The 25,109-nt window shown below is 69.9% G+C and carries 15 protein-coding genes; 6 read left to right on the forward strand and 9 right to left on the reverse strand.

Annotated features, from left to right (window positions below; translation table 11 throughout):
- Window positions 1-110: 110 nt before the first annotated feature.
- The 5 genes from ACE3SG_RS24405 to ACE3SG_RS24425 are packed head-to-tail and all read right to left on the reverse strand — an operon-like array spanning window position 111 to window position 5,806.
- Entirely contained in the window at window positions 111-1,265 is a 1,155-nt protein-coding gene (locus ACE3SG_RS24405) for an acyl-CoA dehydrogenase family protein (protein WP_374568836.1), read from the reverse strand.
- Between the two features lie 2 nt (window positions 1,266-1,267).
- Window positions 1,268-2,128, reverse strand: a complete 861-nt coding sequence (locus ACE3SG_RS24410) for an enoyl-CoA hydratase family protein (protein WP_374568837.1) — start codon at window positions 2,126-2,128, stop codon at window positions 1,268-1,270.
- Window positions 2,129-2,136: 8 nt separating this feature from the next.
- Window positions 2,137-2,733, reverse strand: coding sequence for a MarR family winged helix-turn-helix transcriptional regulator (locus tag ACE3SG_RS24415; protein WP_374568838.1), 597 nt, complete (start codon window positions 2,731-2,733; stop codon window positions 2,137-2,139).
- Window positions 2,727-3,470 carry an SDR family NAD(P)-dependent oxidoreductase gene (locus ACE3SG_RS24420; protein ID WP_374568839.1) on the reverse strand — a complete coding sequence of 248 codons (744 nt, stop codon included), beginning with the start codon at window positions 3,468-3,470 and terminating at the stop codon, window positions 2,727-2,729. The genes ACE3SG_RS24415 and ACE3SG_RS24420 overlap by 7 nt, the downstream gene beginning before the upstream one ends.
- The gene (locus ACE3SG_RS24425; RefSeq protein ID WP_374568840.1) at window positions 3,467-5,806 is read right to left on the reverse strand and encodes a bifunctional salicylyl-CoA 5-hydroxylase/oxidoreductase; all 2,340 of its coding nucleotides are present in this window, start codon (window positions 5,804-5,806) and stop codon (window positions 3,467-3,469) included. Before ACE3SG_RS24425 ends, ACE3SG_RS24420 begins: the two co-directional genes overlap by 4 nt.
- A gap of 241 nt (window positions 5,807-6,047) precedes the next feature.
- Between ACE3SG_RS24425 and ACE3SG_RS24430 the strand changes: the two genes are divergently transcribed.
- The 4 genes from ACE3SG_RS24430 to ACE3SG_RS24445 all read left to right on the forward strand — a co-directional run bounded on the left by ACE3SG_RS24430 (window position 6,048) and on the right by ACE3SG_RS24445 (window position 13,197).
- The gene (locus ACE3SG_RS24430) at window positions 6,048-7,007 is read left to right on the forward strand and encodes a hypothetical protein (RefSeq protein WP_374568841.1); all 960 of its coding nucleotides are present in this window, start codon (window positions 6,048-6,050) and stop codon (window positions 7,005-7,007) included.
- Between the two features lie 263 nt (window positions 7,008-7,270).
- Window positions 7,271-8,131 (forward strand): class I SAM-dependent methyltransferase, encoded by an 861-nt coding sequence (locus ACE3SG_RS24435; protein WP_374568842.1) that lies wholly within the window; start codon window positions 7,271-7,273, stop codon window positions 8,129-8,131.
- Window positions 8,132-8,197: 66 nt separating this feature from the next.
- Window positions 8,198-10,900: an aconitate hydratase AcnA gene (gene acnA / locus ACE3SG_RS24440; RefSeq protein ID WP_374568843.1), complete on the forward strand. Its 2,703-nt coding sequence runs from the start codon at window positions 8,198-8,200 to the stop codon at window positions 10,898-10,900.
- Window positions 10,901-11,052: 152 nt separating this feature from the next.
- On the forward strand, window positions 11,053-13,197 hold the full coding sequence (locus tag ACE3SG_RS24445; RefSeq protein WP_374568844.1) for a DUF6600 domain-containing protein: 2,145 nt from the start codon (window positions 11,053-11,055) through the stop codon (window positions 13,195-13,197).
- Window positions 13,198-13,263: 66 nt separating this feature from the next.
- On the opposite strand, the gene ACE3SG_RS24450 is transcribed toward ACE3SG_RS24445, so the two are convergent.
- Window positions 13,264-14,685: an FAD-binding oxidoreductase gene (locus ACE3SG_RS24450; RefSeq protein WP_374568845.1), complete on the reverse strand. Its 1,422-nt coding sequence runs from the start codon at window positions 14,683-14,685 to the stop codon at window positions 13,264-13,266.
- A gap of 130 nt (window positions 14,686-14,815) precedes the next feature.
- Between ACE3SG_RS24450 and ACE3SG_RS24455 the strand changes: the two genes are divergently transcribed.
- Window positions 14,816-15,502, forward strand: a complete 687-nt coding sequence (locus tag ACE3SG_RS24455; protein ID WP_374568846.1) for a winged helix-turn-helix transcriptional regulator — start codon at window positions 14,816-14,818, stop codon at window positions 15,500-15,502.
- A gap of 10 nt (window positions 15,503-15,512) precedes the next feature.
- On the opposite strand, the gene ACE3SG_RS24460 is transcribed toward ACE3SG_RS24455, so the two are convergent.
- Window positions 15,513-17,039: a hypothetical protein gene (locus tag ACE3SG_RS24460; RefSeq protein ID WP_374568847.1), complete on the reverse strand. Its 1,527-nt coding sequence runs from the start codon at window positions 17,037-17,039 to the stop codon at window positions 15,513-15,515.
- A gap of 279 nt (window positions 17,040-17,318) precedes the next feature.
- On the opposite strand from ACE3SG_RS24460, the gene ACE3SG_RS24465 reads away from it, so the two are divergent.
- A complete protein-coding gene (locus tag ACE3SG_RS24465; RefSeq protein WP_374568848.1) occupies window positions 17,319-18,452 on the forward strand; it encodes a lactonase family protein in 1,134 nt (377 codons plus the stop codon).
- Window positions 18,453-18,623: 171 nt separating this feature from the next.
- Here the strand turns inward: ACE3SG_RS24465 and ACE3SG_RS24470 are convergent, their stop codons facing one another.
- A complete protein-coding gene (locus tag ACE3SG_RS24470) occupies window positions 18,624-19,352 on the reverse strand; it encodes a hypothetical protein (RefSeq protein ID WP_374568849.1) in 729 nt (242 codons plus the stop codon).
- Window positions 19,353-19,437: 85 nt separating this feature from the next.
- Window positions 19,438-25,080, reverse strand: a complete 5,643-nt coding sequence (gene uvrA / locus ACE3SG_RS24475) for an excinuclease ABC subunit UvrA (RefSeq protein WP_374568850.1) — start codon at window positions 25,078-25,080, stop codon at window positions 19,438-19,440.
- Between the last annotated feature and the right edge of the window lie 29 nt (window positions 25,081-25,109).

The following is a 25,109-nucleotide window of genomic DNA, read 5'->3' on the forward strand; positions in this document are numbered from 1 at the left end:
CGCACATTCACGCCGAAACGGCAGTAATCTGATGCCTCCCGGCAGCAGGCGCGCCGGGCCCCGCGAGCGTGCGGGTAAGCCCGAAGATCGCGTGGCCTGAGCCGCGGCGCTCAGCCGTTCTTCAAGACGTCGCGGCCGATGATCAGCTGCTGCACTTCGGTCGCGCCTTCGTAGATGCGCAGTGCGCGGATCTCGCGGTACAGGCGCTCGACCGTCTCGCCGCTGCGCACGCCCTGCCCGCCCCACAGCTGCACCGCGGCGTCGATCACCTGCTGCGCGCCTTCGGTCGCGAACATCTTGGCCATCGCGGCCTCGCGGGTCACGTTGTGGCCCTGGTCGCGCTGCCAGGCCGCGCGGTAGACCAGCAGCGCAGCCGCGTCGAGCGTGGTCGCCATCTCGGCCAGCTTGGCCTGCGTGAGCTGGAAATCGCCCAGCACGCCGCCGAACATGGCCCGCGAACGGGCGCGCGCCAGGCCCTCGTCCATCGCGCGGCGGCCAAAGCCCAGCGCGGCGGCGGCGACGCTGGTGCGAAACACATCGAGCGTGCCCATCGCGACCTTGAAGCCTTCGCCGGCGGCACCGATGCGGTGGCCCAGCGGCACGCGGCAATTCGTGAAGCGCAGCCGCGCCAAGGGGTGCGGCGCGATCACGTCGATGCGCTCGGCGATCTCGAAGCCCGGCGTGCCCGCCTCGACGACGAAGGCCGAGATGCCGCGCGCACCCGGCGCCTCGCCGGTGCGCATGAAAACGACGTAGACATCGGCGATGCCACCGTTCGAGATCCAGGTCTTCTCGCCGTCGAGGATGGCCACGTCGCCTTCGACGCGCGCGGCGCACTGCATCGCCGCCACGTCCGAGCCGGCATCCGGCTCTGACAGCGCGAACGCCGCGATCGCTTCGCCCGAAGCGACCTTCGGCAACCAGCGCGCCTTCTGCTGCGGCGTGCCGGCCAGCGAGATCGCGCCCGAGCCCAGGCCCTGCATCGCGAACGCGAAATCGGCCAGGCCGTTGTGACGAGCGAGCGTCTCGCGCGCCAGGCAGATCGTCCGCGTGTCGATCGCCTCACCCGCACCACCGTATTCACGGCCGGCGACCGCATGCTTCAGCCAGCCGGCGTCACCCAGTTGGCGCACGAGCTGGCGGCACGCGGCGTCGACGTCGTGGTCGCCGTGCACGTCACGCACGTTCGCCGCGGCCCAGGCGTCGAGCTCGGTGGCGAAGGCGCGGTGCGGCGCATCGAAGAAGGGCCAGTCGGTGCGGTCCACGGTCAATTCCCTTCGAACACGGGCTTTTGCTTGGCGACGAAGGCGCGGTAGGCGCGGCCGAAGTCCTCGGTCAGCATGCACAACGCCTGCGCCTGGGCCTCGGCCTCGATCGCCTGCTCGATGGTCATCGCCCACTCCTGGTGGAGCATGGTCTTGGTGATGCCGTTGGCGAAGGTCGGGCCGGCGGCGATTTGTGCGGCCCAGGCGTGGGCTTCATCGCTCAAGGATTCCGGCACCGCCAGGCGATTGAAGAAGCCCCAGGCCAGCGCCTCGTCGCCCGGCAGCGAACGGCCGGTGTAGAGCAGGTCGCTCGCGCGGCCCTGGCCGATGATGCGCGGCAGCATCGCGCAGGCGCCCATGTCGCAACCGGCGAGGCCGACACGGTTGAACAGGAACGCCGTCTTCGAGCGCGCCGTGCCCACGCGCAGGTCAGACGCCATCGCCATGATCGCGCCGGCACCGGCGCAGACGCCGTCGATCGCCGCGATGATCGGCTGCGGGCAGCTGCGCATCGTCTTGACCAGCTCACCGGTCATGCGGGTGAACATCAGCAGCTCGGGTGCCTTCAGGCGGATCAGCGGGCCGATGATCTCGTGCACATCGCCGCCGGAGCAGAAGTTCTCGCCCGCGCCCTGCAGCACCACCACATGCACATCGGTGGCCAAACGCAGCTTGGCGAACAGGTCACGCAGCTCGGCGTAGCTGTCGAAGGTCAGCGGGTTCTTGCGCTCGGGCCGGTTCAGCGTGACGGTGGCCACGCCTTCGTTCACCTGCCAGCCGAAGTGCTGCGCTGCATAGCCGGCCAGCGTCAGCCGGTTGCCGGCAGCGAGCGACGGGTCGACACGTTCAACGGAGTCGGTCATGGGGTCTCCTAAGGAAGCGAAGGGCCGCCCCGAGCTTTCTTGCCCCCCTCGGGGGGCGGTGGGCGCCGGGCGCCCGCCTGGGGGCCGTCCTGTTCGGCGTGGGACAGGTGCACGCGCAACGTGCCCAGCAGTTCATGCAGTTCGTGTTTCTGGTCGACGCCCAAGCCGGCGAGCAGCTCGACGACCCAGCCCTCGTGCACCTGGGCGACCTTCTCGAAGGCCTTGCGCCCGGCCGGTGTCAACGCAACCTTGAACGAGCGCCGGTCCTCGGCGTCGGTCTCGCGCAGCACCAGCCCTTCGCCTTCGAGGTCGTCGGTCAGCGCGGTCACGTTGCCGCCGGTCACCATCAGGTAGCGCGACAAGGCGCTCATGCGCAGGCCTTCGGGGTGGCGGTGCAGCTGCGCCAGGTAGTCGAAGCGCGCCAGCGTCATGCCGAATTCCTTGCGCAGCCGGCGGCGGATCTCGGTTTCGATCTGCGTCGTGCAGGCCAGCAGCCGCAGCCAGACCTTCAGCGCCTGGTGGTCGGCATCACCCGCGCGGGCCTCCATGCCGATCTGGTCGTCGTCGAGCAGGCGGGCGATCGGAACAGCGCTCTTCTTCACCATGTTTCACCACCACACACCGCGATGGCCTGGCCGTTGACCGCGCCGGCACCGGCCGAACACAACCAGCGCACCGTGGCCGCCACCTCGTCGGGCTGCACCAGCCGACCCTGCGGGTTGGCCTGGGTGAAGCCGGCGCGCGCCTCGGCCTCGCTGCGGCCGGTCTTGGCGACGACCTTGGCGATGCCGTCGCGCACGATGTCGGTCTCGGTGTAGCCGGGGCAGACGGCGTTGACGGTGACACCGTCCTTGGCCAGTTCCAGCGCCAGCGTGCGCGTCAGCCCCAGCAGGCCATGCTTGGCGGCGACATAGGCCGACACGTAGGCATAACCTTTGAGTGCAGCGGTGCTGGCGATGTTGACGATGCGGCCCTCGGCGCCTGCGGCCTTCAGGTCGGGCAACGCGGCCTGGCAGCACAGGAACGGGCCGGTCAGGTTGACATCGAGCATGCGCTGCCACTGCGCCGGCGAGGTCTTGGCGAACGGTGCCGTCTCGACCGCGCCGGCGTTGTTGACCAGCGCCACCAGCGGCCCCTGCGCGGCGCGGGCGGCTTCGAACGCCGCCGCCACCGAGCCGGCATCGGTCTGGTCCATCGCGACGGCGAACGCCCCCAGCTCGGCCGCCAGCGCCGCCGGCGCCTCTCGCCCGGTCAGCGTGAGCGTCCAGCCGTCTTGCGCCAGCGCACGGGCGATCGCGGCACCGATACCGCGGCTGGCGCCGGTGATGAAGGCGTGCTTCATGTCGATCCGGCCTTCGCGGCGGCTCTCTCGCGCTGGATCAGCGTTTCCATCTGCGACTTGCCAGAGCGGTACTGCACCGGCCAGTCGAGCGCGGTGTAGCCGATCTTGGCGGCCTCCTGCAGCGTCCAGGCCGGGTTGGCCAGGTGCGGGCGCGCGACGGCGCACAGGTCGGCCCGGCCCGCGGCGATGATCGAGTTGACGTGGTCGGCTTCGCTGATCGCGCCGACCGCGATCGTCGCGATGCCTGCTTCGTTGCGCACCCGGTCGGCGAACGGCGTCTGGTACATGCGGCCATAGACCGGCTTCTGGTTGGGGCTGACCTGGCCCGACGAGCAGTCGATCAGGTCGGCACCCGCGGCCTTGAAGGCCTTGGCGATCTCGACCGCATCGTCCGGCGTGATGCCACCTTCGACCCAGTCGTGGGCCGAGATGCGCACCGACATCGGCTTGTCTTGCGGCCAGGCTGCGCGCATCGCGCTGAACACCTCCAGCGGCCAGCGCAGCCGGTTCGCCAGCGTGCCACCGTAGTCGTCGTCACGCTGGTTCGTCAGCGGCGAGATGAAGGCCGACAGCAGGTAGCCGTGCGCGCAGTGCAGCTCGAGCCAGTCGAAACCGGCCTCGGCCGCGCGGCGCGTGGCGGCGACGAATTCGTCGCGGATGCGCTCCATGTCGGCACGGCTCATCGCGCGCGGCAGCTCGGTCACGCCGCGCTCGTAGGGGACGGCCGACGCAGCGACCAGCGGCCAGTTGCCTTGCGCCAGCGGCTTGTCGGCGCCAGCGCCCACCCACGGTTCGTTGGTCGAGCCCTTCGGCCCCGCATGGCCGAGCTGGATCGCGATCTTCGCGTCCGAATGCTGGTGCACGAAATCGACGATGCGCTTCCACGCGTCGCGCTGGGTGTCGTTCCACAGCCCCGGGCAGGCCGGCGTGATGCGCGCATCGGGGCTGGGGCAGGTCATCTCGGCGAACACCAGGCCGGCGCCGCCGAGCGCCCGCGCGCCCAGGTGCACCAGGTGGTAATCGCCGGGGGTGCCGTCGACGGCCGAGTACTGCGCCATCGGCGAGACGACGACGCGGTTCTTCAGCGTGAGACCACGCACCGTGTAGGGCGTGAACATCGGGGGCACGGCATGTTGATCGGCCAGCCCCGCGCGCGCCGCGATCCAGCGTTCGTAGCCTTCGAGCCAGGCCTTGTCGCGCAGGCGCAGGTTCTCGTGGCTGATGCGCTGGCTGCGCGTCAGCATCGAGTACATGAACTGCTCGGGTTCGAGCTGGTCGCAGTAGCGCTCGCCGCAGTTCTCGAACCACTCCATCGCGTTCCAGGCCGCGTTCTGCAGCTTCAGCACGTCGATGCGGCGCTCGGCCTGGTAGTTGCGCAGCACGTCGGCGATTTCTTCGGCGCCCACCTCGGTGTGGTTGCCATGGTCGCGGAACTGCTTGGTCAGCTCGATCGCGTCTTCGAGCGCGAGCTTGGTGCCTGAGCCGATCGCGAAGTGCGCGGTGTGCACCGCGTCGCCCATCAGCACCACGTGGCTGCGGCCGTTGAACAGCGACCACTGCTGGCAGGTGATGCGCTGGAAGTTCAGCCACGCCGAGCCGCGCAGGTGGCGCGCGTTGGTCAACAGCTTCTCGCCGCGCAGGTTGTCGGCGAACAGCCTTTCGCAGAACGCGACCGACTCGTCGGCGTTCGCCTGGTCCAGCCCGTGGGCTTTCCAGACGTGTTCGGGGCACTCGACGATGAAGGTCGAGGTCGTCTCGTCGAACTTGTAGATGTGGGCCTGGAACCAGCCGTGCTCGGTCTTTTCGAACAGGAAGGTGAAGGCGTCGTACAGCCGCTTCGTGCCCAGCCAGATGTAGCGGTTGGGCCGCGTGACGATGTCGGGCTTGAAGACCGCCGCGTGCCGGGTGCGCACCTTCGAGTTGATGCCGTCGCTGGCGATGACGAGGTCGGCGTCCGGATAGTCGGCGTCCGACTCCGCATCGGTTTCGAACACCAGCTTGACGCCGAGCTGCTCGCAGCGCGCCTGCAGGATGTTCAGCAGCTTCTTGCGGCCGATGCCGACAAAGCCGTGGCCGCCCGAGCGGATGACCCGGCCCTTGATGTGCAGCTCGATGTCGTCCCAGTGGTTGAACGACTGCTCGATCTGGCCGGCGGTCACCGGGTCCCACTGGCGCATGTGCTCCATCGTCTGGTCGGAGAACACCACGCCCCAGCCGAAGGTGTCATAAGGCCGGTTGCGCTCGACGACGGTGATGTCGTGCGCGGGGTTCTGCTGCTTCATCAGCAGCGCAAAGTACAAGCCGGCGGGGCCGCCGCCGATGCAGACGATGTTCATGCGGGCCACCTGGACCAAGGGATTCGAAATTACTTTAATTGTGAACCATTTAAGTGTCAACCAATAACCGAGGCCCCCGAGATGGTCACCACCGGCGTCGACCGAGCCCCCCGCGCGCTACGAAGATCCGTCGCGGCGTCGCGTTTTCGCCGCCCAAGACAACCATGGCGTGGTGGCTTTGCGCCCGCCGGCGCGACCGCCATGACACGATCGGCGCCCCTTTCGACTTCACCTCGTCACCATGAGCACTGCGCCGTCGATTCGCCCCCTTCTCGCGTTGCTTGTCGCCTGCGCCTGGCCGCTGGCCAGCGCAGCCAAGGTTCCCAACGCGCCGACCGGCGCGATCGAGAAGCACTACTACGACAACGGCCCGTACGAGGTCAGCCACTACCCCGAGTTCGGCTGCTGCGACTCGGCCGGCTACGCCTTCGACGTCTATGCCCCGCGCGACCTCAGCCAGGTCAAACAGTTGCCGATCATCACCTTCGGCAACGGCACCGGCGCCGCACCGCAGTACTACGACTATCTGCTGCGCCACCTGGCGAGCTGGGGCTTTGCGATCGTCGCCACGCGGCAGCCGAACACCGGGCTCGGCACCGAGATCCGCGACGCGGCGTCTTTCATGGTGAAAGAGAACACCCGCCCCGGCAGCCCCTTCTTCGGCCACCTCGACACCACGCACATCGGCGCGATGGGCCACTCTCAAGGGGCCACCGGCGTGATCAATGCGATGCGTGATGCGGGCGGCAGCATCCGCACCGCGATCGCGATGGCGCTGCCGGCGCAGCGGTTCTGCAGCAGCGCCGAAAACTGCACCGACACGGCGGCGCTGACCTCGGGTTCGGTGTTCTTCCTGAACGGCAGCCTGGACGCGGTCATCTCGCCGTCGTACCAGCCCCAGGGCACGAAAGGCCTGCAGTCGAACGCGGCCTACTACCGCGCCATGCCCGACCGGCTGCCGAAGTTCTGGGCCACGCTGCGCGGCACCAGCCACAACGACATGCTGGGCCAGCCCGATTGCGCGCCGGTGGGCCTGCTGTGCACCAACGGCGTCTACGGCTTCCTGGGCTACCCGACCGCGTGGATGATGGACCAGCTCCAGGGCGACGCCGACGCGCACGCGGTGTTCGTCGACGGCAGCGGCGAGATCTTCTCGCAGACCAAGAACTGGCGCCACGCGACCAGCAACATCGCGCCCTGAGGGCCCGACCCGCCGTGCGGTCTGCGCGGGCTCAGTGCAGCAGCTGGTCGACATAAGCGATCCTCACGCCGTCGCGGCTGGTCGCCCGCAGCCCGGCCCGGACACAACTGATCACAACGCGTGCCAGCTTGCTGCAGTGGCAACACCACACTTCGCGTGACGCGCCGTGCCGAGCGGGCCAGAATCTGTTGATCGTTGCCGCCTACGGAGCCCCTCGCCATGGAATTTCCCAACCGCCCGTATGGGGTTGAAGGCCGGGCCCGATGAACACCGACCTGCTCGACCGGGTCAACCAGGCCTGGTATGCCAAGCCCGGCTCGGTCGCGGGCATGGCTGCGCAGCACGGCTTCACCGACGAAGGTGAGCGCGCGGCCTACGGCCTGCTTGCGCAAGACATGCAGCAGCGCCCGATCCTCGACCTGGGCGTCGGCCCGGGCCGCACGGTGGGCCTGCTGCAGGCACTCAGTGCCGACTACGTCGGCATCGACTACCTGCCGGCGATGGTCGAGGCCGCGCGCGCGCAGCACCCGCAGGCCGACATCCGCCTGGGCGATGCCCGCGACCTTGGCGCCTTTGCCAGCGGCAGCAAGGCCCTGGTCGTCTTCAGCAACCACGGCATCGATTCGGTCAGCCACGAAGACCGGCTGCTGGTGCTGGCCGAGGCGTGGCGCGTGCTGGTGCCCGGCGGCATCTTCTGGTTCTCGACCCTGAACGCGGTCGGCCCCGCCGCGCGCTACCGCCCGTGGCTGCCCCTGGTGGCGCCGGCCGACAAACAACCCGGCGCCTGGCTGCACCACACGCTCGACTGGGCGCGGGCGCTGGCCCGCGTGCCCACCCACACCACGCGCTACTGGCGCAGCCGGGCGCTGCTCGAAGCCGGCACCGGCTGGGCCGTGGCGCCGTTCTTCGCCGGCGGCTGGCGCCTGGTCACGCACTACACCACGCTGCCCGAGCTGCTGCGCGAGCTGGCCGACGCCGGCTTCGCGGCCGACCCGGTGGTGGTCGAAGACGCCCATGGCCGCCGCGTGGGTATGGGCGACGACCTGCGCCCGGTGTTCGGGTTCAATGTGCTGGCCCGCAAGCCCGACCACGGCCGGGCCGGCGGCCAACCCTTCAGCGCCTGATCGCGGCCCCCTGCAGCGGCGGCCACCCGTCACAGCCCAGCCACCCGAGCCCACGAGAGCACCCCCATGCCCCTGCGCCCCGAAGACACGCTGCGCCCGCTGACGCTGGCCAACGGCGACACCGTCCAGCTGCACGCATTGACCGCCCTGCCCGCCCTCGGCCTGGGCGATGTGTCGCGGCTGCCGGTGTCGCTGCGCATCGTGCTGGAGTCGTTGCTGCGCCATGTCGACGACCGGCGCGTCACCGAAGACCACGTGCGCCAGCTGGCAGCCTGGCAGCCCCGCGCCACGCGCAGCGACGAGATCCCGTTCGTCGTCGCCCGCATCGTGCTGCAAGACTTCACCGGCGTGCCGCTGCTGTGCGACCTGGCGGCCATGCGCGACGCCGCGGTGCGCTTCGGCCAGCCGGCGCGGGTGGTCGAGCCGCTGGTGCCGGTCGACCTGGTGGTCGACCACTCGGTGCAGGTCGACCACTTTCGCGAGGCCGACGCGCTCGACCTGAACATGCGGCTCGAATTCCAGCGCAATGCTGAGCGCTACCGCTTCATCAAGTGGGGCATGCAGGCGTTTGCCAACGTGCGCGTGGTGCCGCCGGGTGTGGGCATCGTGCACCAGGTCAACCTCGAATCGTTGGCCCGCGGCGTGGTGCGCCATGGCGATGTGCTGCTGCCCGATTCGCTGGTCGGCACCGACTCGCACACGACGATGATCAACGCGCTGGGCGTCGTCGCCTGGGGTGTCGGCGGCATCGAGGCCGAGGCCGGCATGCTGGGCCAGCCGGTGTCGTTCCTGACGCCCGACGTGGTGGGCGTGCACCTGCGTGGCCGCTTGAAGCCGGGCGCCACGGCAACCGACCTGGTGCTGGTCATCACCGAGCGGCTGCGGCGCTTCGGCGTGGTCGGCCAGTTCGTCGAATTCTTCGGCGAAGGCGCCGCGTCGCTCACGCTGCCCGACCGCGCGACGCTGGCCAACATGGCGCCCGAATACGGCGCGACGATGGGCTTCTTCCCGCCCGACGAGGTGACCGCCGAGTACCTGGCCGCCACCGGCCGCACCGACGACGAGGTCGACGCATTTCGCCGCTACTTCCAGGCCCAGCAGCTGTTCGGCATGCCGCAGGCCGGGCAGATCGACTACACGCGCGAGCTCGAGATCGACCTCGACGAGGTGGTGCCCAGCGTCGCCGGCCCGAAGCGGCCGCAAGACCGCATCGCGCTGGCCGACCTGGCGCCGGCCTTCACGGCGCTGCTGGCGGCACCGGTCGGCGCGGGCGGCTACGGGCGGGCCGAGGCGGTGGCGCCCACGCCACCCTCGGCCGCCGCCACGGTGCCGCCCCTCGCCGATGGCGACGTGCTGATCGCCGCCATCACCTCGTGCACCAACACCTCGAACCCGAGCGTGATGCTGGCCGCTGGCCTGCTGGCGCGCCACGCGGTGGCGCGTGGCTTGAAGGTGGCGCCGCACATCAAGACCTCGCTCGCCCCCGGCTCGCGCGTGGTGACCGACTACCTCGAACGCGCCGGCCTGCTGGCGCCGCTCGAAGCCCTGGGCTTTCGCGTCGTGGCCTACGGCTGCACCACCTGCATCGGCAACGCCGGCCCGCTCGATGCCGAGATCGAGGCGACGATCAAGGCGCACGACCTGGTCTGCGCGAGCGTGCTGTCGGGCAACCGCAATTTCGAGGCGCGCATCCACCCGGCGCTGCGTGCGAACTTCCTGATGAGCCCGCCGCTGGTGGTGGCCTTCGCGCTGGCCGGGCGCGTCACCACCGACCTGACGCGCGAGCCGCTGGGCACCGACAGCGCCGGCCAGCCGGTCTGGCTGAGCGAGGTCTGGCCCAGCCCCGACGAGCTGGCCGCCGCGCTGCGCGCCGTGGCCGACCCTGCGGCCTACCGGCGCCTGTATGCCCCCGGGGCCACCGTGCCCCCGCTGTGGGCCGGCATCGCCGCGCCCACCGGCGAGCGCTACGGCTGGGAGCCATCGACCTACATCGCCCGGCCCCCGTTCCTGGACGACATGCCGCTCACCCCGGCCCCGATGACCGAGCTGCGCGGCGCACGCGCGCTGGCGCTGTTCGGCGACTCGATCACCACCGACCACATCAGCCCGGCCGGCTCGATCGCGCCCGATTCACCCGCCGGCACCTGGCTGCAGACGCAGGGCGTGGTGCCCGCGGCGTTCAACAGCTACGGCTCGCGCCGCGGCCAGCACGAGGTGATGCTGCGCGGCACCTTTGCCAACGTGCGCCTGCGCAACCTGGCGGTGCCGCCCGATGCGCAAGGGCGCGCGGTCGAAGGCGGCTTCGCGTGCCATCAGCCCGAAGGTGTCGTCGCCTCGCTGTACGAGGTCGCGATGGCCTACCAGCGCGCCGGCACGCCGACGGTGATCTTCGCCGGCACCGAATACGGCACCGGCTCGAGCCGCGACTGGGCCGCCAAGGGCACCCGGCTGCTGGGCGTGCGCGCGGTCATCGCGCGCAGCTTCGAGCGCATCCACCGCGCCAACCTCGTCGGCATGGGCGTGCTGCCGCTGCAGTTCACCGGGCTGGACAGCATCGAGACCCTGCAGCTGCACGGCGACGAGAGCTTCGACCTGCCCGGCGTCGAAGAGGGCCTGACCCCGGGCCAGATGGTGACGCTGGTGATCCACCGGCCCGATGGCCGGCGCCAGGCCGTGGCGCTGCGGTTGCGCGTGGACACGCCGATGGAAGCCGAATACCTGCGCCACGGCGGCATCCTGCCCTGCGTGCTGCGCGAGCTGGTGGGCTGACAGCCGCTCTGCGCTGCTGCGCACCGGCGGCGGCGCGATCGCCTGGCGTGGCAGGCACACGCCTTGCCGGCCTGCCCAGGCCGCGATCGGCCCGCCCCTGCACACGCCAGGGCGGGCCCCGCGTGTGCCCCGCCGTCACGCAGGAAAACACCATGACCCGCCCTCCCACCACCCTTTTTCGTCAGACCCTCGCCCTCGTGGCCGGCCTGGCGCTCGTGGCGTTCAGCGGCCTGAGCCGCGCCGACCCGCCCGGCCGCGTGGCGCGCCTGGGCTACCTCAGCGGCGAGGTCAGCTTCTCGCCGGCCGGTGAAGACGACTGGGGCAGCGCCACGCTCAACCGCCCGCTGGGCCCGGGCGACCGGCTGTGGGCCGATGCCAACGGCCGCGCCGAGATCCAGGTCGGTGGCGCGATGCTGCGGTTGAACAGCGCCACCGCTGTCTCGGTGCTGAACCTCGACGACGACATCGCCCAATTGCAGCTGACCGAAGGCAGCCTGAACGTGCGCGTGCGCCGGCTCGAACAAGGCCAGTCGGTCGAGGTGGACACACCGAACCTGGCCTTCACGCTGCGCCAGCCGGGCGCCTACCGGATCGACGTGGACCCCGACGGCAATACCACCACCGTGCGCATGCGCGAGGGTGAAGGCGAAATCACCGGCGAGAGCGGCTCGTACCTGATCGAGGCACCGCAGGTGCAGCGCTTCAGCGGCGACGCGATGCGCGACGAAGGTGATGCCAGCGCCCCGCCGCCCGACGACTTCGACCGCTGGGCCGGCGACCGCGACCGTGTCGTCACGGCCTCTGTCTCGGCGCGTTATGTGTCACCGGATGTCGTCGGTTATGAAGACCTGGACGCCAACGGCGACTGGGCGGACGACCCGGGCCACGGCCATGTCTGGTACCCGCGCCACGTGACCCGCGACTGGGCGCCCTATCGCGACGGCCACTGGGCCTGGATCGACCCCTGGGGCTGGACCTGGGTCGACGATGCGCCGTGGGGCTTCGCGGTCTCGCACTATGGCCGCTGGGCCCACATCCGCGGGCGCTGGGGCTGGGTGCCCGGCCCGGTGCGCACACGCGCCTACTACGCGCCGGCGCTGGTGGTGTTCGTCGGCGGGCCGAGCTTCAGCCTGCGCATCTCGAGCGGCGGCGGAGGCGGCGTGGCCTGGTTCCCGCTCGGCCCGCGCGAGGTCTACCACCCGGCCTACCGGGTCAGCCCGCGCTACTTCGAGCAGGTCAACATCAGCAACACCGTCGTCAACAAGACGGTGATCAAGAACGTCTACGTGACGAAGAACGTCACCCACGTCACCTATGTGAACCGGCGCGTGCCGGGCGCGGTGGTGGCCGTGCAGCAAGACACCTTCAAGAACGCGCAGCCGGTCGCCAAGGCCACCATCCGCGTGTCGAAGGAGACCCTCGACAGCCGCGAGGTGCACAACGCAGCCCCGATCGCGCCGACCGAAAAGAGCCTGCGCGGCCCCAGTGGCCCCACCGCCCAGGCCGGCAAGCCGCCGCCGCGCGTCTTCGCCCGGCAGGTGGTGGCGCGCACCGCCCCGCCGCCGGCGCGGCCGAGCTTTGCGGCGCAACAGGCCAAGCTGGCCGCGCAGCCGGGCAGGCCGCTGGACGACGCGCAACGCGAAGAGGTCGTCAAGGCCAGGCCGGTGGCCCATGCCGCCTCCGCGGCCACGCCGCACACGGCGCCGGTGAAGGTGGTGGCCGCCAAGCCGGGCGCAGCGAAGATCTTGCCGGCGCCAGCGGCCAGGGCGAGCGAAGCGCGCGCCGCGGGCGACGACCGCGCGGCCGCTTCGGCGCCGGCGGCGCCACCCGTGGCGCCCACCACGAGCGCATCCGCCCCGCGCACCGCGGCGCAGCGCAAGGCCGAGCGCCAGGCCATGCCAGCGAGTGCGGCCTCTGCGGCCGAGCGTGACGCGCCGGCGTCAGCCGCCCGGCCTGGGCGCGCCGCGTCGGCCGCGGACCGGGCCGCCGCCCGCGCCAACAAGCCACCGGCCGCTGCATCGGCGGCGGCGGCACGGCGCGCGGCGTCGGCCCCCGCCAGCCGCCCGTCGCCATTGACCGACGAAGGCCGCAGCCCACCGCCGGCCCCGCGCGCCGCCAGCGCGCCCACGCGCACGGTCGAAGAGCGCCAGGCGGCCCGCGCCGCGCAGCGCGAACGCGCCGCCGCCAAGGCACGCGCCAACGAGGCCGCGCCGGCCAGCCCCACGGCGGCCCCGCCCGCCACCAGCGCCAGCGAGCCCGAGCCCGCGGCCAGCCACCCGAAGCGCCGCAAGCCCTGACCCAGCGCAGGCTCGACGCCGTGGCGCCCACCTTGGTTCGCCCGGGCACCCGCCCGGGCCTTCTCGTCAGCCCGAGACTGGCTTGGTGTGGCTGAACAGGCCGTCCGGGTCGTAGCGCTGCTTCAGCGCGGCGAGCCGGTTCAGCGTCGGTTGGCCGTAGGCCGCCTGGATGCGGTCGGCGCCCTCTTCCTCGGTCAGAAAGTTGATGTAGGTGCCGCCGGTCGAGCAGTGGCGCGTGGCCTCGAAGGCCGCGCGTGCCCAGGCGGTGTTCGCCGCGTCGTCCTCCGGCTTTTCCCATGAGCCGGCGATGTTCAGCACATAGGCCGCGTCGCGGTTGCCGGCCGGCGAATGCTCGGGTGGCAACTCGTTGAGCGCACCACCGATCTGGAACATCAGGATCGCCGAGTGCGGCGACACGATGCGGCCCGCGTGCTGCACCGCCAGGTCGGCCAACTCGGGCGACACGCGCGACAGGTAGTGCGATTTCCAGTAGTAGCGGCGGCCCTTGGGCTGCGTCGCGTCGAGCAGGCTTTGCATCTGGCAGTACGGCCGGCGCTGCACGATGTCGGCGACCGGTTGGCCGACCTGGCGCAGCGGCGCCAGCAGCGCCTCGCCGTGGTCGATGCGGCCGGTGTGACAGACGAAGATCGCGATGATCGATTGGCCGTGCACCTCTTTCGGCAGCCAAGGTGCCGGCGGTGCCTTGCGCAACACCGCCACGCTGGTCAGCTCGCGCGGCGCGGCGGCGCTGAACTCGCGGTAGGCGTCGAGCACCTGGCGCGCGTCGTCGCCGCGCCAAGCGATCGCGCCGCCGAGAATCTCGGGCCCGACCGGGAACAGCCGGTACTCGAACGAGGTGACGATGCCGAAGTTGCCGCTGCCGCCGCGCAGGGCCCAGAACAGCTCGGCGTCCCGGTCGGCCGACACGCGGCGGATCTGCCCGTCGGCGGTCACGACCTCCATCGACACCACGGTGTCGCAGGTCCAGCCGTGCTGGCGCGTCAGGTAGCCGAAGCCGCCGCCCACCGTGAGGCCGGCGATGCCGGTGGCCGAGACGAAGCCCATCACCGCCGCCAGGCCGTGGGCCTGGGTCTCGCGGTCCAGGTCGGCCAGCGTGCAGCCGGCCTGGGCGTGCGCGGTGCGTGTGCTCGGGTCGACCCACACGCCGCGCAGCAGCGACATGTCGATCATCAACCCGCCTTCGCAGACCGCCAGGCCGGCGATGTTGTGGCCGCCGCTGCGCACCGACAGCAGCAGCCGGTGCGTACGCGCAAAGCGCAGTGCCTGCACCACGTCGACCGTGCCGCTACAGCGGGCGATCAGGCCCGGGCGCCGATCGATCATCGCGTTCCAGATCTGGCGGGTCTCGTCGTAGGCCGCGTCCTCGGGCGTCAGCAGCGCGCCCTTGAAGCCGGCCTTGAAGGCCTGCCAGGCCTCGGGCGAGATCGTCTCGGCGCCGCCGTCGACACGCTTCAGTTCAAGTCCCATGATGGTTCCGCTCCATTGGTCGTCATGGGTGCGCAGCATGCGCGTGACGCAGGCTGCGGACCAGTCCAGAATCTGAAGCGTTGCCCGTCAAACAAGGGGGGCGATCCCCCCAAGCCCTGGAGGCCAGGCCATGGACGAAAGCTACGGCCAGTACTGCGCCGTGGCGCGCAGCGCCGAGGTGCTGTGCGAGCGCTGGACCCCGCTGGTCGTGCGCGAGCTGCTGTGCGGCAGCAAGCGCTTCAACGACCTGCACCGCGGCGTGCCGCGCATTTCCACCAGCCTGCTCACGCAACGCCTGCGCCACCTCGAAGAGGCCGGCATCGTGCGGCGCCACGCGGTCGGCAAGGTCTGGGAATACCAGCTCACCGAGGCCGGCGAAGCGCTGCGGCCGGTCGTCATGGGCCTGGGCCATTGGGGCGCACGCTGGCTGGCCGGCGGTCTGCGCGACGAAGAGCTCGACCCGGGCCTGTTGATGTGGGACATGCGCCGCTTCGTGCGGCTGGACGAGTTGCCGCGCGAGCCCGTCGTCGTGCACTTTCACTTTCGCGATGCCCGCGCCGGCGAGCAGCTGTGGTGGCTGGTGCTCGAAGGTGGCCGTGCCGACCTCTGCCTGCAAGACCCCGGCCGCGAGCTGACGCTGGTGGTCCACAGCACGGTGCGCGCCTTGACCGAGGTCTGGATCGGCGAGCGCACGCCGGCCGAGGCCCTGGCCACCCGCGAGCTGCGCGTGGACGGCCCGCCGCGCGCATCCGAACGGCTGTGGCACTGGCTCGGCACGAGCCTGTTCGCGCCGACGCGGGCCGCGGCGCAGGGCTGAGGCTCAGCGATCAGTTCACGGCAAACTCGACCACCCACTTGCCGTCGACGAAATTAAGGATGCTGCCTCCGCGGATCACGCAATAGCGCTGAGCGCCTTCGGCATCGCGTATCAAGCGGAGACAGGCATTGGGAGAAGCGTGGGTCAACGTCCACTTGTTGCTCTTCGCGTCATAGGTCATAAACTCGGTCACCACCGAGAACGCACCTCGTTCGAGCCGAGTAGAAGTGCCCTTGTCGGGTGCGTGGAAGACCACATCGCCAAACACCGACGGCGGGGTGTCTCGCGAAAGCCAGGTCGCGCCGCCGTCGGTCGACACACTCAGCTTGGAGAACATGCCGCGCTGGCGATAGATCGTGATGACGTCGCCAACCACGTGGAAGTTCGTGGCCTCGAATGGCATCGCGATCTGGGTCCATTGCATCAACTTCAGGTCGAGCCGATGGAGCGCCTTCACTCCGTTGACAAAGTAGGAATCGCCCATCGCATCGCCATGCACGCCGGCGACGCCCTCAATGAACATCAGCTTGTCCGGGAGAGAAACCTTCTTCACCGGCTCCAGCTTGGAAAGATCATCCTCGCTCGTCGCGTACACCGTGAATTGGTCGGTCGCGTCGACGATCGGACCCGACAGCCGGACGACAGGGGCCGTCATGATGATCCAGTGCGACCCCACCCGGTCGATGTCGATCACCATCTCTCCCGAGCTGAAGGCCATGGCCTTGGACCAATGCTGTCCACCGTCCGGGCTGACGAGGATCGACCCGTTCGCGGTGCCCGCGACCAGGCGGTCGCCATCCGCCTCGACGGAGGTGATACGTTGCAGGACGCCGGTATCCAGGTTGCTCCACCGACCGTCGCTGTCGCGGGCACGGATCTGCCCCAGGCCCGCGCCATAGTAGGCATTCAACCGCCTGTCGATCGCCGGTTCATCGAACTCTGGCCACTGAAAAGACATCGCTAGGCGAATCACTTCGTCTGGCGATGACGCCTTCTTGATCTGCTCGCTCACGGGCGGCTTGTTCACGCGCCGATCGTGTTCCACGATCATGTCGACGATCAGCCCCAAGTTCAGGTCGGCACGCTCCACCTTACGCGGCTTGGGCGGCACGCCAGGACGCCACGCCAGTGCTTCGGAATCACTCAGTTCTGGTGCCAGGCGCTCTGCCGCTATGCGGGCCTCTTCGGCGAATTCAGTGTGGCCGAAAGGCACGGTCATGACCTCGTATCCGCCGATGTCGATATCGATCATGCCGCCAAGGTCAGTCATTCGACCTGCCTGCGCCACGACGGGCGGAAATGGCTGACCATCGGATACCACCGGAACCTCGTATTCGCCCGGCGGAACCCACTGCCCGAAGTTGCCAGGTCCGAGCGCAGGTTGCCGGGTCAGCTTGAATTCCTTCCGGTCGCTCAGACGGCGCACCAGAATGAAGTTGTTGTCGCTCGCCCACGGCAGGCTGACGCGAAGAAAGCCTTGCCCCGCATGCGCGCCCTCGGCCACCGCATTCGCCCAGGAGGCCAGGCCCGCCGTCATCGTCAGGACCCATAGCAAGCGGCCCCACACACCCCGTCCATCCAGTCTCATCTTGCTTCTCCCTCCGCAGTCGAGGCCGGATGATGCCCCAGGGTGTAGAGCTTTCAGCTAGGGGCCTTGCTCCTTGCGTGAAAGGTTGCGCGTCGCGCCAGCGCACCAAACCTTACAGCGGCGGGCCGGCCGTTCGTGGGGGGTGCGGGCAGTAAGCCCGAGGGGGTGGCCAGCGACCACTGGCACGGACCAAGCGTCCGCCTTCGCAACCCCCAAGGAGACTCCTGCATGTTCATCACCCGCCGCCACACCCTTGGCGCCATCGCCCTCGCCCTGTCTGCGGTCGCCCTGCCGATGGCCGCCCACGCCGGCGCCCACGACGCCCTGGGCCTGCGCTCGGGCATGGTCTTCGTCAGCAGCAACGACGCAGCCGGCAACGAGCTGCTGGTCTTTGCCCGCACGCCCGAGGGCGGCCTGATGCCCTACACCCACATGGCCACCGGCGGCATGGGCAGCGGCGCCGGTCTCGGCTCGCAAGGCGCCGTGACGCTGAGCCGCGACGGCCGCCACGTCTTCGTCGTCAACGCGATGAGCAACACCGTCTCGACCTTCGCGCTCGAAGGCACCGAGCTGCAGCTGGTGTCGACCGTCGACTCCGGCGGCGTGCACCCGATCAGCGTGGCCGAGCACAACGGCCTGGTCTATGTGCTGAACGATGGCGGCGACGGCAACGTGGCCGGCTTTCGCAATGTCGACGGCACCCTGCAGCCCGTCGCCGGCAGCATGCGCGGCCTGTCGCAGGCCGGTGGTGCCGGCCCGGCCCAGGTCGGCTTCAGCGAAGACGGCGACGCGCTGGTCGTGACCGAGAAGACCACCGCCAAGCTGACGAGTTACCGCGTGAAGCCGGACGGCAGCCTGCGCGCGCCGATCGTCACCAACTCGCCCGGCCTGACCCCCTTCGGCTTCGCCTTCAACCAGCACAACCGCCTGATCGTCAGCGAAGCGGTGGGTGGCGCGCCGGGCGCGAGCACGGTCTCGTCGTACCGCTTCGACAACCGCGCGCCGGCGATGCCGGTGGTCGTCAGCGCCGCGGTGCCTGACACGCAGAGTGCCGCCTGCTGGGTGGCGGTGACGCCGAACGGCCGCTACGCCTACATCACCAACGCCGGCAGCAGCACGGTCAGCAGCTACCGCGTGGCCGCGGACGGCACGATCACGCTGGCCAACGCCACCGCCGGCATGACCGGCACCGGCTCGTCACCGGCCGACGTGGCCGTCTCGCCCGACGGCAAGCACCTGTATGTGCGCAACGGCCGCACCTACACGCTGTCGGCCTTCCATGTGCGGCACGACGGCAGCCTGGGCCCGCGCCCGATGCTCGAAGGCCTGCCGACCACAGCCGTGGGCTTGGCCGCGAACTAGGGCCTGATCTCACTGCGGAAGCCCGATGCGTTGCCACCAGAACAAGTCGAGCGCAAGGCGCAAAACGAAGCCGGGGTGCGGCCCCGGCGAGGCTTTGCAACGCCGCCGTCGGCTGTTCTGGTGGCAACCCTTTGGGAACGGGCATCCGTAGCGTGAACAGGCCCTAACGCGTCAGCTGATCCGGCATGGGTCGTCGCGCACGCTCCCCTGACCGGTCAGCAGGTCGATCTCGGCACTGCGGCATTGGTTGCGAGCCTCGTCGACCACCGCGTGCCCCAGCAGCGTGGGGTGGCCGGGCGTGCACGGCTTGGTGCAGTTCTTCGGCAACAGCCGAAACTCGCTGCGCTGTGGTGTCAGGCCGCCCAGTTGCTGGGTCAGTTGCGCCCGTGCCTGGGCCTCATCGGCAAACACCGGCGGGGCCGCCAGATCGAGCGCCTGGATATGCGCCAGGGACACCTCGGCATCGAGCGCCCGCACGATGTCGGCCGGCTGCCACAGCCGATCGCGCGGCAGCGAGTGCTGGCGATAGGCGTCGGTCGAGCTGTACAGCGTCAACACCAGCTCGTCGTGGGTGCGCACACGCGCCCAGCCGAAGCTCACCGTGTAGTCGACACGCCAGGCCAGCCCATCGACCCAGCCGCAGAAGATCTCCTGCGTGTCCGGCTGCACCCGCTCGGCCATCTCGGCGGCGCTGATCTTGTTGCGGCGCTGGAACTCGCGTTGCCAGAGGTCGAAGTAGCTGGCTTGCTGTGCCTTGGCGGCAGCGCAGAGTACGGCCCGCGCTTTGGGCGACGGACCTGGGGGTTCGGCGGCTGCCGCCGGCTGGCCCACCCAACCGATGGTCGCCAGCAGCATCGGCAGGGCGCAACGCGGCATGCGCCGCTCAGTCACAGATTTCATCGTGGCCTCCTCTTCGCTTCAACGCCCGGCCGCGACACCGCGTGCACGCCCGTCACCAAGGCTTACGCCTGCGGCGAGGGCGAACTCAGCGGGCCAGAACCGGCTTCAATGCCACGCCCGTGTGCGTGCCGGCCTGGACCACCTGCTCCGGCGTGCCGGCGCAGACCACGCGGCCACCGGCGGCACCGCCTTCGGGGCCGAGGTCGACCACCCAGTCGGCTTCGGCGATCACGTCGAGGTCGTGCTCGATCACGACGACCGAGTGGCCGCCGAGCACCAGGCGGTGCAGCACGTGGATCAGCTTCTCGACGTCGGCCATGTGCAGGCCGACCGTCGGCTCGTCGAGCACATACAGCGTGTGCGGCGGCTTCTGGCCCCGGCGTGTGACGTCGTCGCGGACCTTGCTCAGCTCGGTCACCAGCTTGATGCGCTGCGCTTCGCCGCCGGACAGCGTCGGTGACGGCTGGCCCAGCGTCAGGTAGCCCAGGCCCACGTCTTTCAGCAGCTGCAGCGGGTGCGCGATGCCGGGCATGCTGGCGAAGAAGTCGACCGCTTCGTCGACCTCCATCGCCAGCACGTCGCCGATGCTCTTGCCGCGCCAGCTCACCGCCAGCGTCTCGGGGTTGAAGCGCTGGCCGTGGCAGACGTCGCACGGCACTTTCACGTCCGGCAGGAAGCTCATCTCGATCGTGCGCATGCCCTGCCCTTCGCAGCCCGGGCACCGGCCCTGGCCGGTGTTGAACGAGAAGCGCGCAGCGGCATACCCGCGGGCCTTGGCCTCCAGCGTTTCGGTGAAGAGTTTGCGGATCTGGTCCCAGAAGCCGATGTAGGTGGCCGGGCACGAGCGCGGGGTCTTGCCGATCGGCGTCTGGTCGACTTCGAGCACGCGGTCGATCGCGCCCCAACCGCCGAGCGACGCACAACCCGTGAGGGTGAACTCACGCGGCGCCCCGCGGCCTTTGGCCGCCACCGCGGTGGCCACGTTGGCCAGCAGCACATCGCGCGCCAGCGTGCTCTTGCCCGAGCCCGACACGCCGGTCACCGCCACCAGGCGCTGCAACGGGATGTCGACGTCGACCTGCTGCAGGTTGTGCAGATTGGCGCCGCGCAGCTCCAGCATCGGCGTGGTGGCGGTGACCGTGCGCCGCTCGAGCAGCGGGTGCTTCAGCGGTGTGGCCAGGAAACGGCCGGTCAGTGAATCGGGGTTCGCAGCCAGATCGGTCGCGGTGCCCTCGGCGATCAACCGGCCGCCACGTTTGCCGGCACCGGGGCCGATGTCGATGATGTGGTCGGCGCGTCGGATCGTGTCTTCGTCATGCTCGACGACGACCAGCGTGTTGCCCTTGTCGCCCAGCTTGTGCAGCGCGTTCAGCAAGATGCCGTTGTCGCGCGGGTGCAGGCCGATGGTCGGCTCGTCGAGCACATAGCAGACGCCCTGCAGGTTGCTGCCCAGCTGCGCGGCCAGGCGGATGCGCTGCGCCTCGCCGCCCGACAGGGTGGGCGCGGCGCGGTCCAGCGTCAGGTAGCCCAGGCCCACCTCTTCGAGAAACTCGAGCCGGTTGCGGATCTCGGTGATCACGTCGCGCGCAATGCCGGCTTCGCGGCCGGCCAGCTGCAGCGCGTCGACCCAGGCGCGCGTGTCGCGCACCGACCATTGCGCCACCTCGTGGATGCCGAGCGACGAGAAGGTCACCGCGCGTGAGCTGGGGTTCAGCCGCGCGCCGTCGCAGTCCGGGCAGGGTTCGCCGGCCACGCCTTCGACCTCGGGCTCCTCGCTCGGAAAGCTCTGCTCGCGGCCTTTGTTGTCGTCGTCGCGCTGAGTGTCGTCGAAGGCCTTGCGCTGTTCACGCGTCAACGTCAGCCCGGTGCCCACGCAACTGGTGCACCAGCCATGCTTGCTGTTGTAGCTGAACATGCGCGGGTCCAGCTCGGGGTAGCTGGTGCCGCAGACGGGGCAGGCGCGCTTGGTCGAGAAGACCGTGACCTGGCCGATGCGTGCGGTGCTGCCGCCGGCGGCCATCGTGCCGGCCAGGCCGTCGAGCGGGTGCAGCAGGTGCAGCACGCCCTTGCCGATCTCCAGCGCCTGCGACAGCAGGCTGCGCAGCTCGGCCTCGTTGTCCTTGCGCACGATCAGGTCGCCGACCGGCAGCTCGAGCGTGTGTTCCTTGAAGCGGTCGAGCCGGGGCCACGGGTCGACCGGCAGGAACTCACCATCGACGCGCAGGTGCGTGTGGCCACGCGCCTTGGCCCATTTGGCGAGATCGGTGTAGACGCCCTTGCGGTTGACGACCAGCGGCGCGAGCAGGCCCACATGCTGGCCGGCATGGTCTCGCAGCAGCTGCGCGGCGATGCTCTCGGCGCTTTGCGGCATCACCGGCGCGCCGTCTTTCACGCAGTGCTGCAGGCCGAGCTTGACCCACAGCAGGCGCAGGAAATGCCAGACCTCGGTGGTGGTCGCGACGGTGCTCTTGCGGCCACCGCGCGACAGTCGCTGCTCGATCGCCACCGTCGGCGGAATGCCCCACACCGCGTCGACCTCGGGCCGGCCGGCCGGCTGCACGATGCTGCGGGCATAGGCGTTGAGTGATTCGAGGTAACGCCGTTGGCCTTCGTTGAACAGGATGTCGAAGGCCAGCGTCGACTTGCCCGAGCCCGACACGCCGGTGACCACGCTGAACTTGCCGCGCGGGATGTCGACCGACATCGACTTCAGGTTGTGCTCGCGCGCATTGACGATGCGGATCGCGTCGTCTTCCTCGCGCCGCTCGCGGATCTTGCGGCCGAGGTAGGCGCCCTCGGGGTGCATCTTCTCGCTCACGCCGAGCGCGCCGTCGTAGTCGCGCAGCGCCCTGCCGGTGTGCGAGCTGGCATGGGCGCGCAGGTCTTCCGGCGTGCCGGTGGCCACCACCTCGCCACCGGCGTCGCCGCCTTCGGGGCCGAGGTCGATCAACCAGTCGGCCGCGCGGATCACGTCGAGGTTGTGCTCGATCACCAGCAGCGAGTGGCCAGCGTCGAGCAGCTTGCGCAGGGCGCGCATCAGCTTGGCGATGTCGTCGAAGTGCAGGCCGGTGGTGGGCTCGTCGAAGATGAAGAGCTGGCCTTTCTTGGCCACCGCCTGGCGCGAACCGGCCGCCGCTTCGGCCAGGTGGCCCGCGAGCTTGAGCCGCTGCGCTTCGCCGCCCGACAGCGTGGGCACCGGTTGGCCCAGGCGCACATAGTCCAGGCCCACGTCGACGATGGGCTGCAGCGTGCGCACGACCTCGCGGTCGTTGGCGAACAGGTGCACGGCCTCGCTGACGGTCAGCTCCAGCGTGTCGGCGATGCTCAGCTGCCGGTCGCCGCGGATGATCTTCACATCGAGGATCTCGGCGCGGTAGCGGCGGCCGTCACAGTCCGGGCAGCGCAGGTACACATCGCTCAGGAACTGCATCTCGACGTGCTCGAAGCCCGAGCCACCGCAGGTCGCGCAGCGGCCATCGCCGGCGTTGAAGCTGAACATGCCGGCGGTGTAGCTGCGCTCCTGCGCCAGCGGGGCGACGGCAAAGAGCTTGCGGATCTCGTCGAACGCGCCCACGTAGCTGGCCGGGTTGGAGCGCGCGGTCTTGCCGATCGGGCTCTGGTCGACGAACACCGCGCCGGCCAGGTGGTCCATGCCGAGCAGGCGATCGAACTCACCGGGTGCCTCGGTGGCCTGGCCGAAATGGCGCGACAGTGCCGGCACCAGCACGTCCTGCACCAGCGTCGACTTGCCCGAGCCCGAGACGCCGGTGACGACCACCAGCCGCTGCAGCGGGAACTCGACGTGGACGTTCTTCAGGTTGTGCTCGCGCACGCCTTCGAGCAGCAGACGCGGCGTGCTCTCGTCGACGAAACGCTTGAAGCCCATGCCCACCGTCTTCTTCGCGCCGAGGTAGGCGCCGGTCAGCGTGTCGGCATGGCGGGCCTGGTCGGGCGTGCCGTCGAAGACGATCTGGCCGCCACGCTCACCCGGGCCGGGGCCCATGTCGATCAGCCGGTCGGCAGCCAGCATCACCGCGGGGTCGTGCTCGACGACGACCAGCGTGTTGCCGGCGTCGCGCAGCCGGTGCATCGCCTCGACGATGCGGTTCATGTCGCGCGGATGCAGGCCGATGCTGGGCTCGTCGAGCACGAACATCGTGTTGACGAGCGAGGTGCCGAGCGCGGTGGTGAGGTTGATGCGCTGCACCTCGCCGCCGCTGAGCGTGCGGCTTTGGCGATCGAGCGTCAGGTAACCCAAGCCGACATCGCAGAGGTACTTGATGCGGGTGCGCACCTCGTCCAGCAGCAGCTTCAAGGCCTCGTCGCGCAGTGCATCGGGCAAGGTCAGCTGGTCGAAGAAGGTGCGCAGCCGCGTGATCGGCAGCAGCATCATGTCGTGCAGGCACAGGCCGGGCAGCGCTTCGAGCTGCGCACGCGACCAGCCGGTGCCGACCGGCATGAAGCGCTTTGACGGCGCGAGCACACCATCGGCCTCTTTCTTGCCGCCGAGACGCCACAGCAGCGATTCGAGCTTCAGGCGCGCGCCGCCGCACACGGTGCACGGCGTGTAGCTGCGGTACTTCGACAAGAGCACGCGGATGTGCATCTTGTAGGCCTTGCTCTCGAGGTACTCGAAGAAACGGCGCACGCCGTACCACTGCTTGTTCCAGTTGCCGTTCCAGTGCGGCGAGCCTTCGATGACCCAGTCGCGTTGCGCGGCGCTGAGCTGGGCCCAGGCGGTGTCGCGCGGGATGCCGGCCTCGCCGGCGTACTTCATCAGGTCGTCCTGGCACTCTTTCCAGGCCGGTGTCTGCAGCGGCTTGATCGCGCCCGAGCGCAGCGTCTTGCGCTCGTCGGGGATCACCAGGCCGAAGTCCACGCCGATCACGCGACCGAAACCGCGGCAGGTGTCGCAGGCGCCATAGGCCGAGTTGAACGAGAACAGCGCCGGCTGCGGATCGCCGTAGCGCAGGTCGCTCTCGGGGCAGTGCAGGCCGGTGGAGTAGCGCCAGTGATCGGGCTCACCCTCCTCTTTCAAGGCATAGACCGACAGGCGCCCCGCGCCGCGCTTCAGGCCCAGCTCGATCGCCTCCATCACGCGCACACGCTCGGCGCTGCTGAAGCGGAAGCGGTCGGCGACGACGTCGAGCAGCTTTCTTTCGCCCACCACGCGCTCGGCCTGCACGCGGGTGAAGCCGCTGGCTGCCAGCCACTGCTCGACCTCTTCGGCGCTCGTGTTCGCCGGCAGCTCGACCGGAAAGGTCACCACCAGTCGCGGGTCGCCGGCCGCGGCGGCACGCGCCTGCAGGTCGGCATGGATGGTCTCGGGCGTGTCGTGTCGCACCCGCAGCGCCGTCTGCTTGTCGAACAACTCGGAGGCACGCGCGAACAACAGCTTCAGGTGGTCGTTCAGCTCGGTCATCGTGCCGACGGTCGAGCGGCTGGTGCGCACCGGGTTGGTCTGGTCGATCGCGATCGCCGGCGGCACGCCGTCGACCTTGTCGACCGCCGGGCGGTCCATCCGGTCGAGAAACTGGCGGGCGTAGGCCGAGAACGTTTCCACGTAGCGGCGCTGGCCCTCGGCGTAGAGCGTGTCGAACACGAGGCTGGACTTGCCCGAGCCGGACGGCCCGGTGACCACGGTCATCTCGCCGGTGCGGATGTCCAGGTCCAGATTCTTCAGGTTGTGCTGGCGCGCACCGCGGATGTGGATGGTTCCGGAGGACATGGGGCTACGGGTGATCGTGGGCAAGGGTC

The organism is Ideonella sp. (genome assembly GCF_041914305.1).
GTDB lineage: Bacteria > Pseudomonadota > Gammaproteobacteria > Burkholderiales > Burkholderiaceae_C > Ideonella.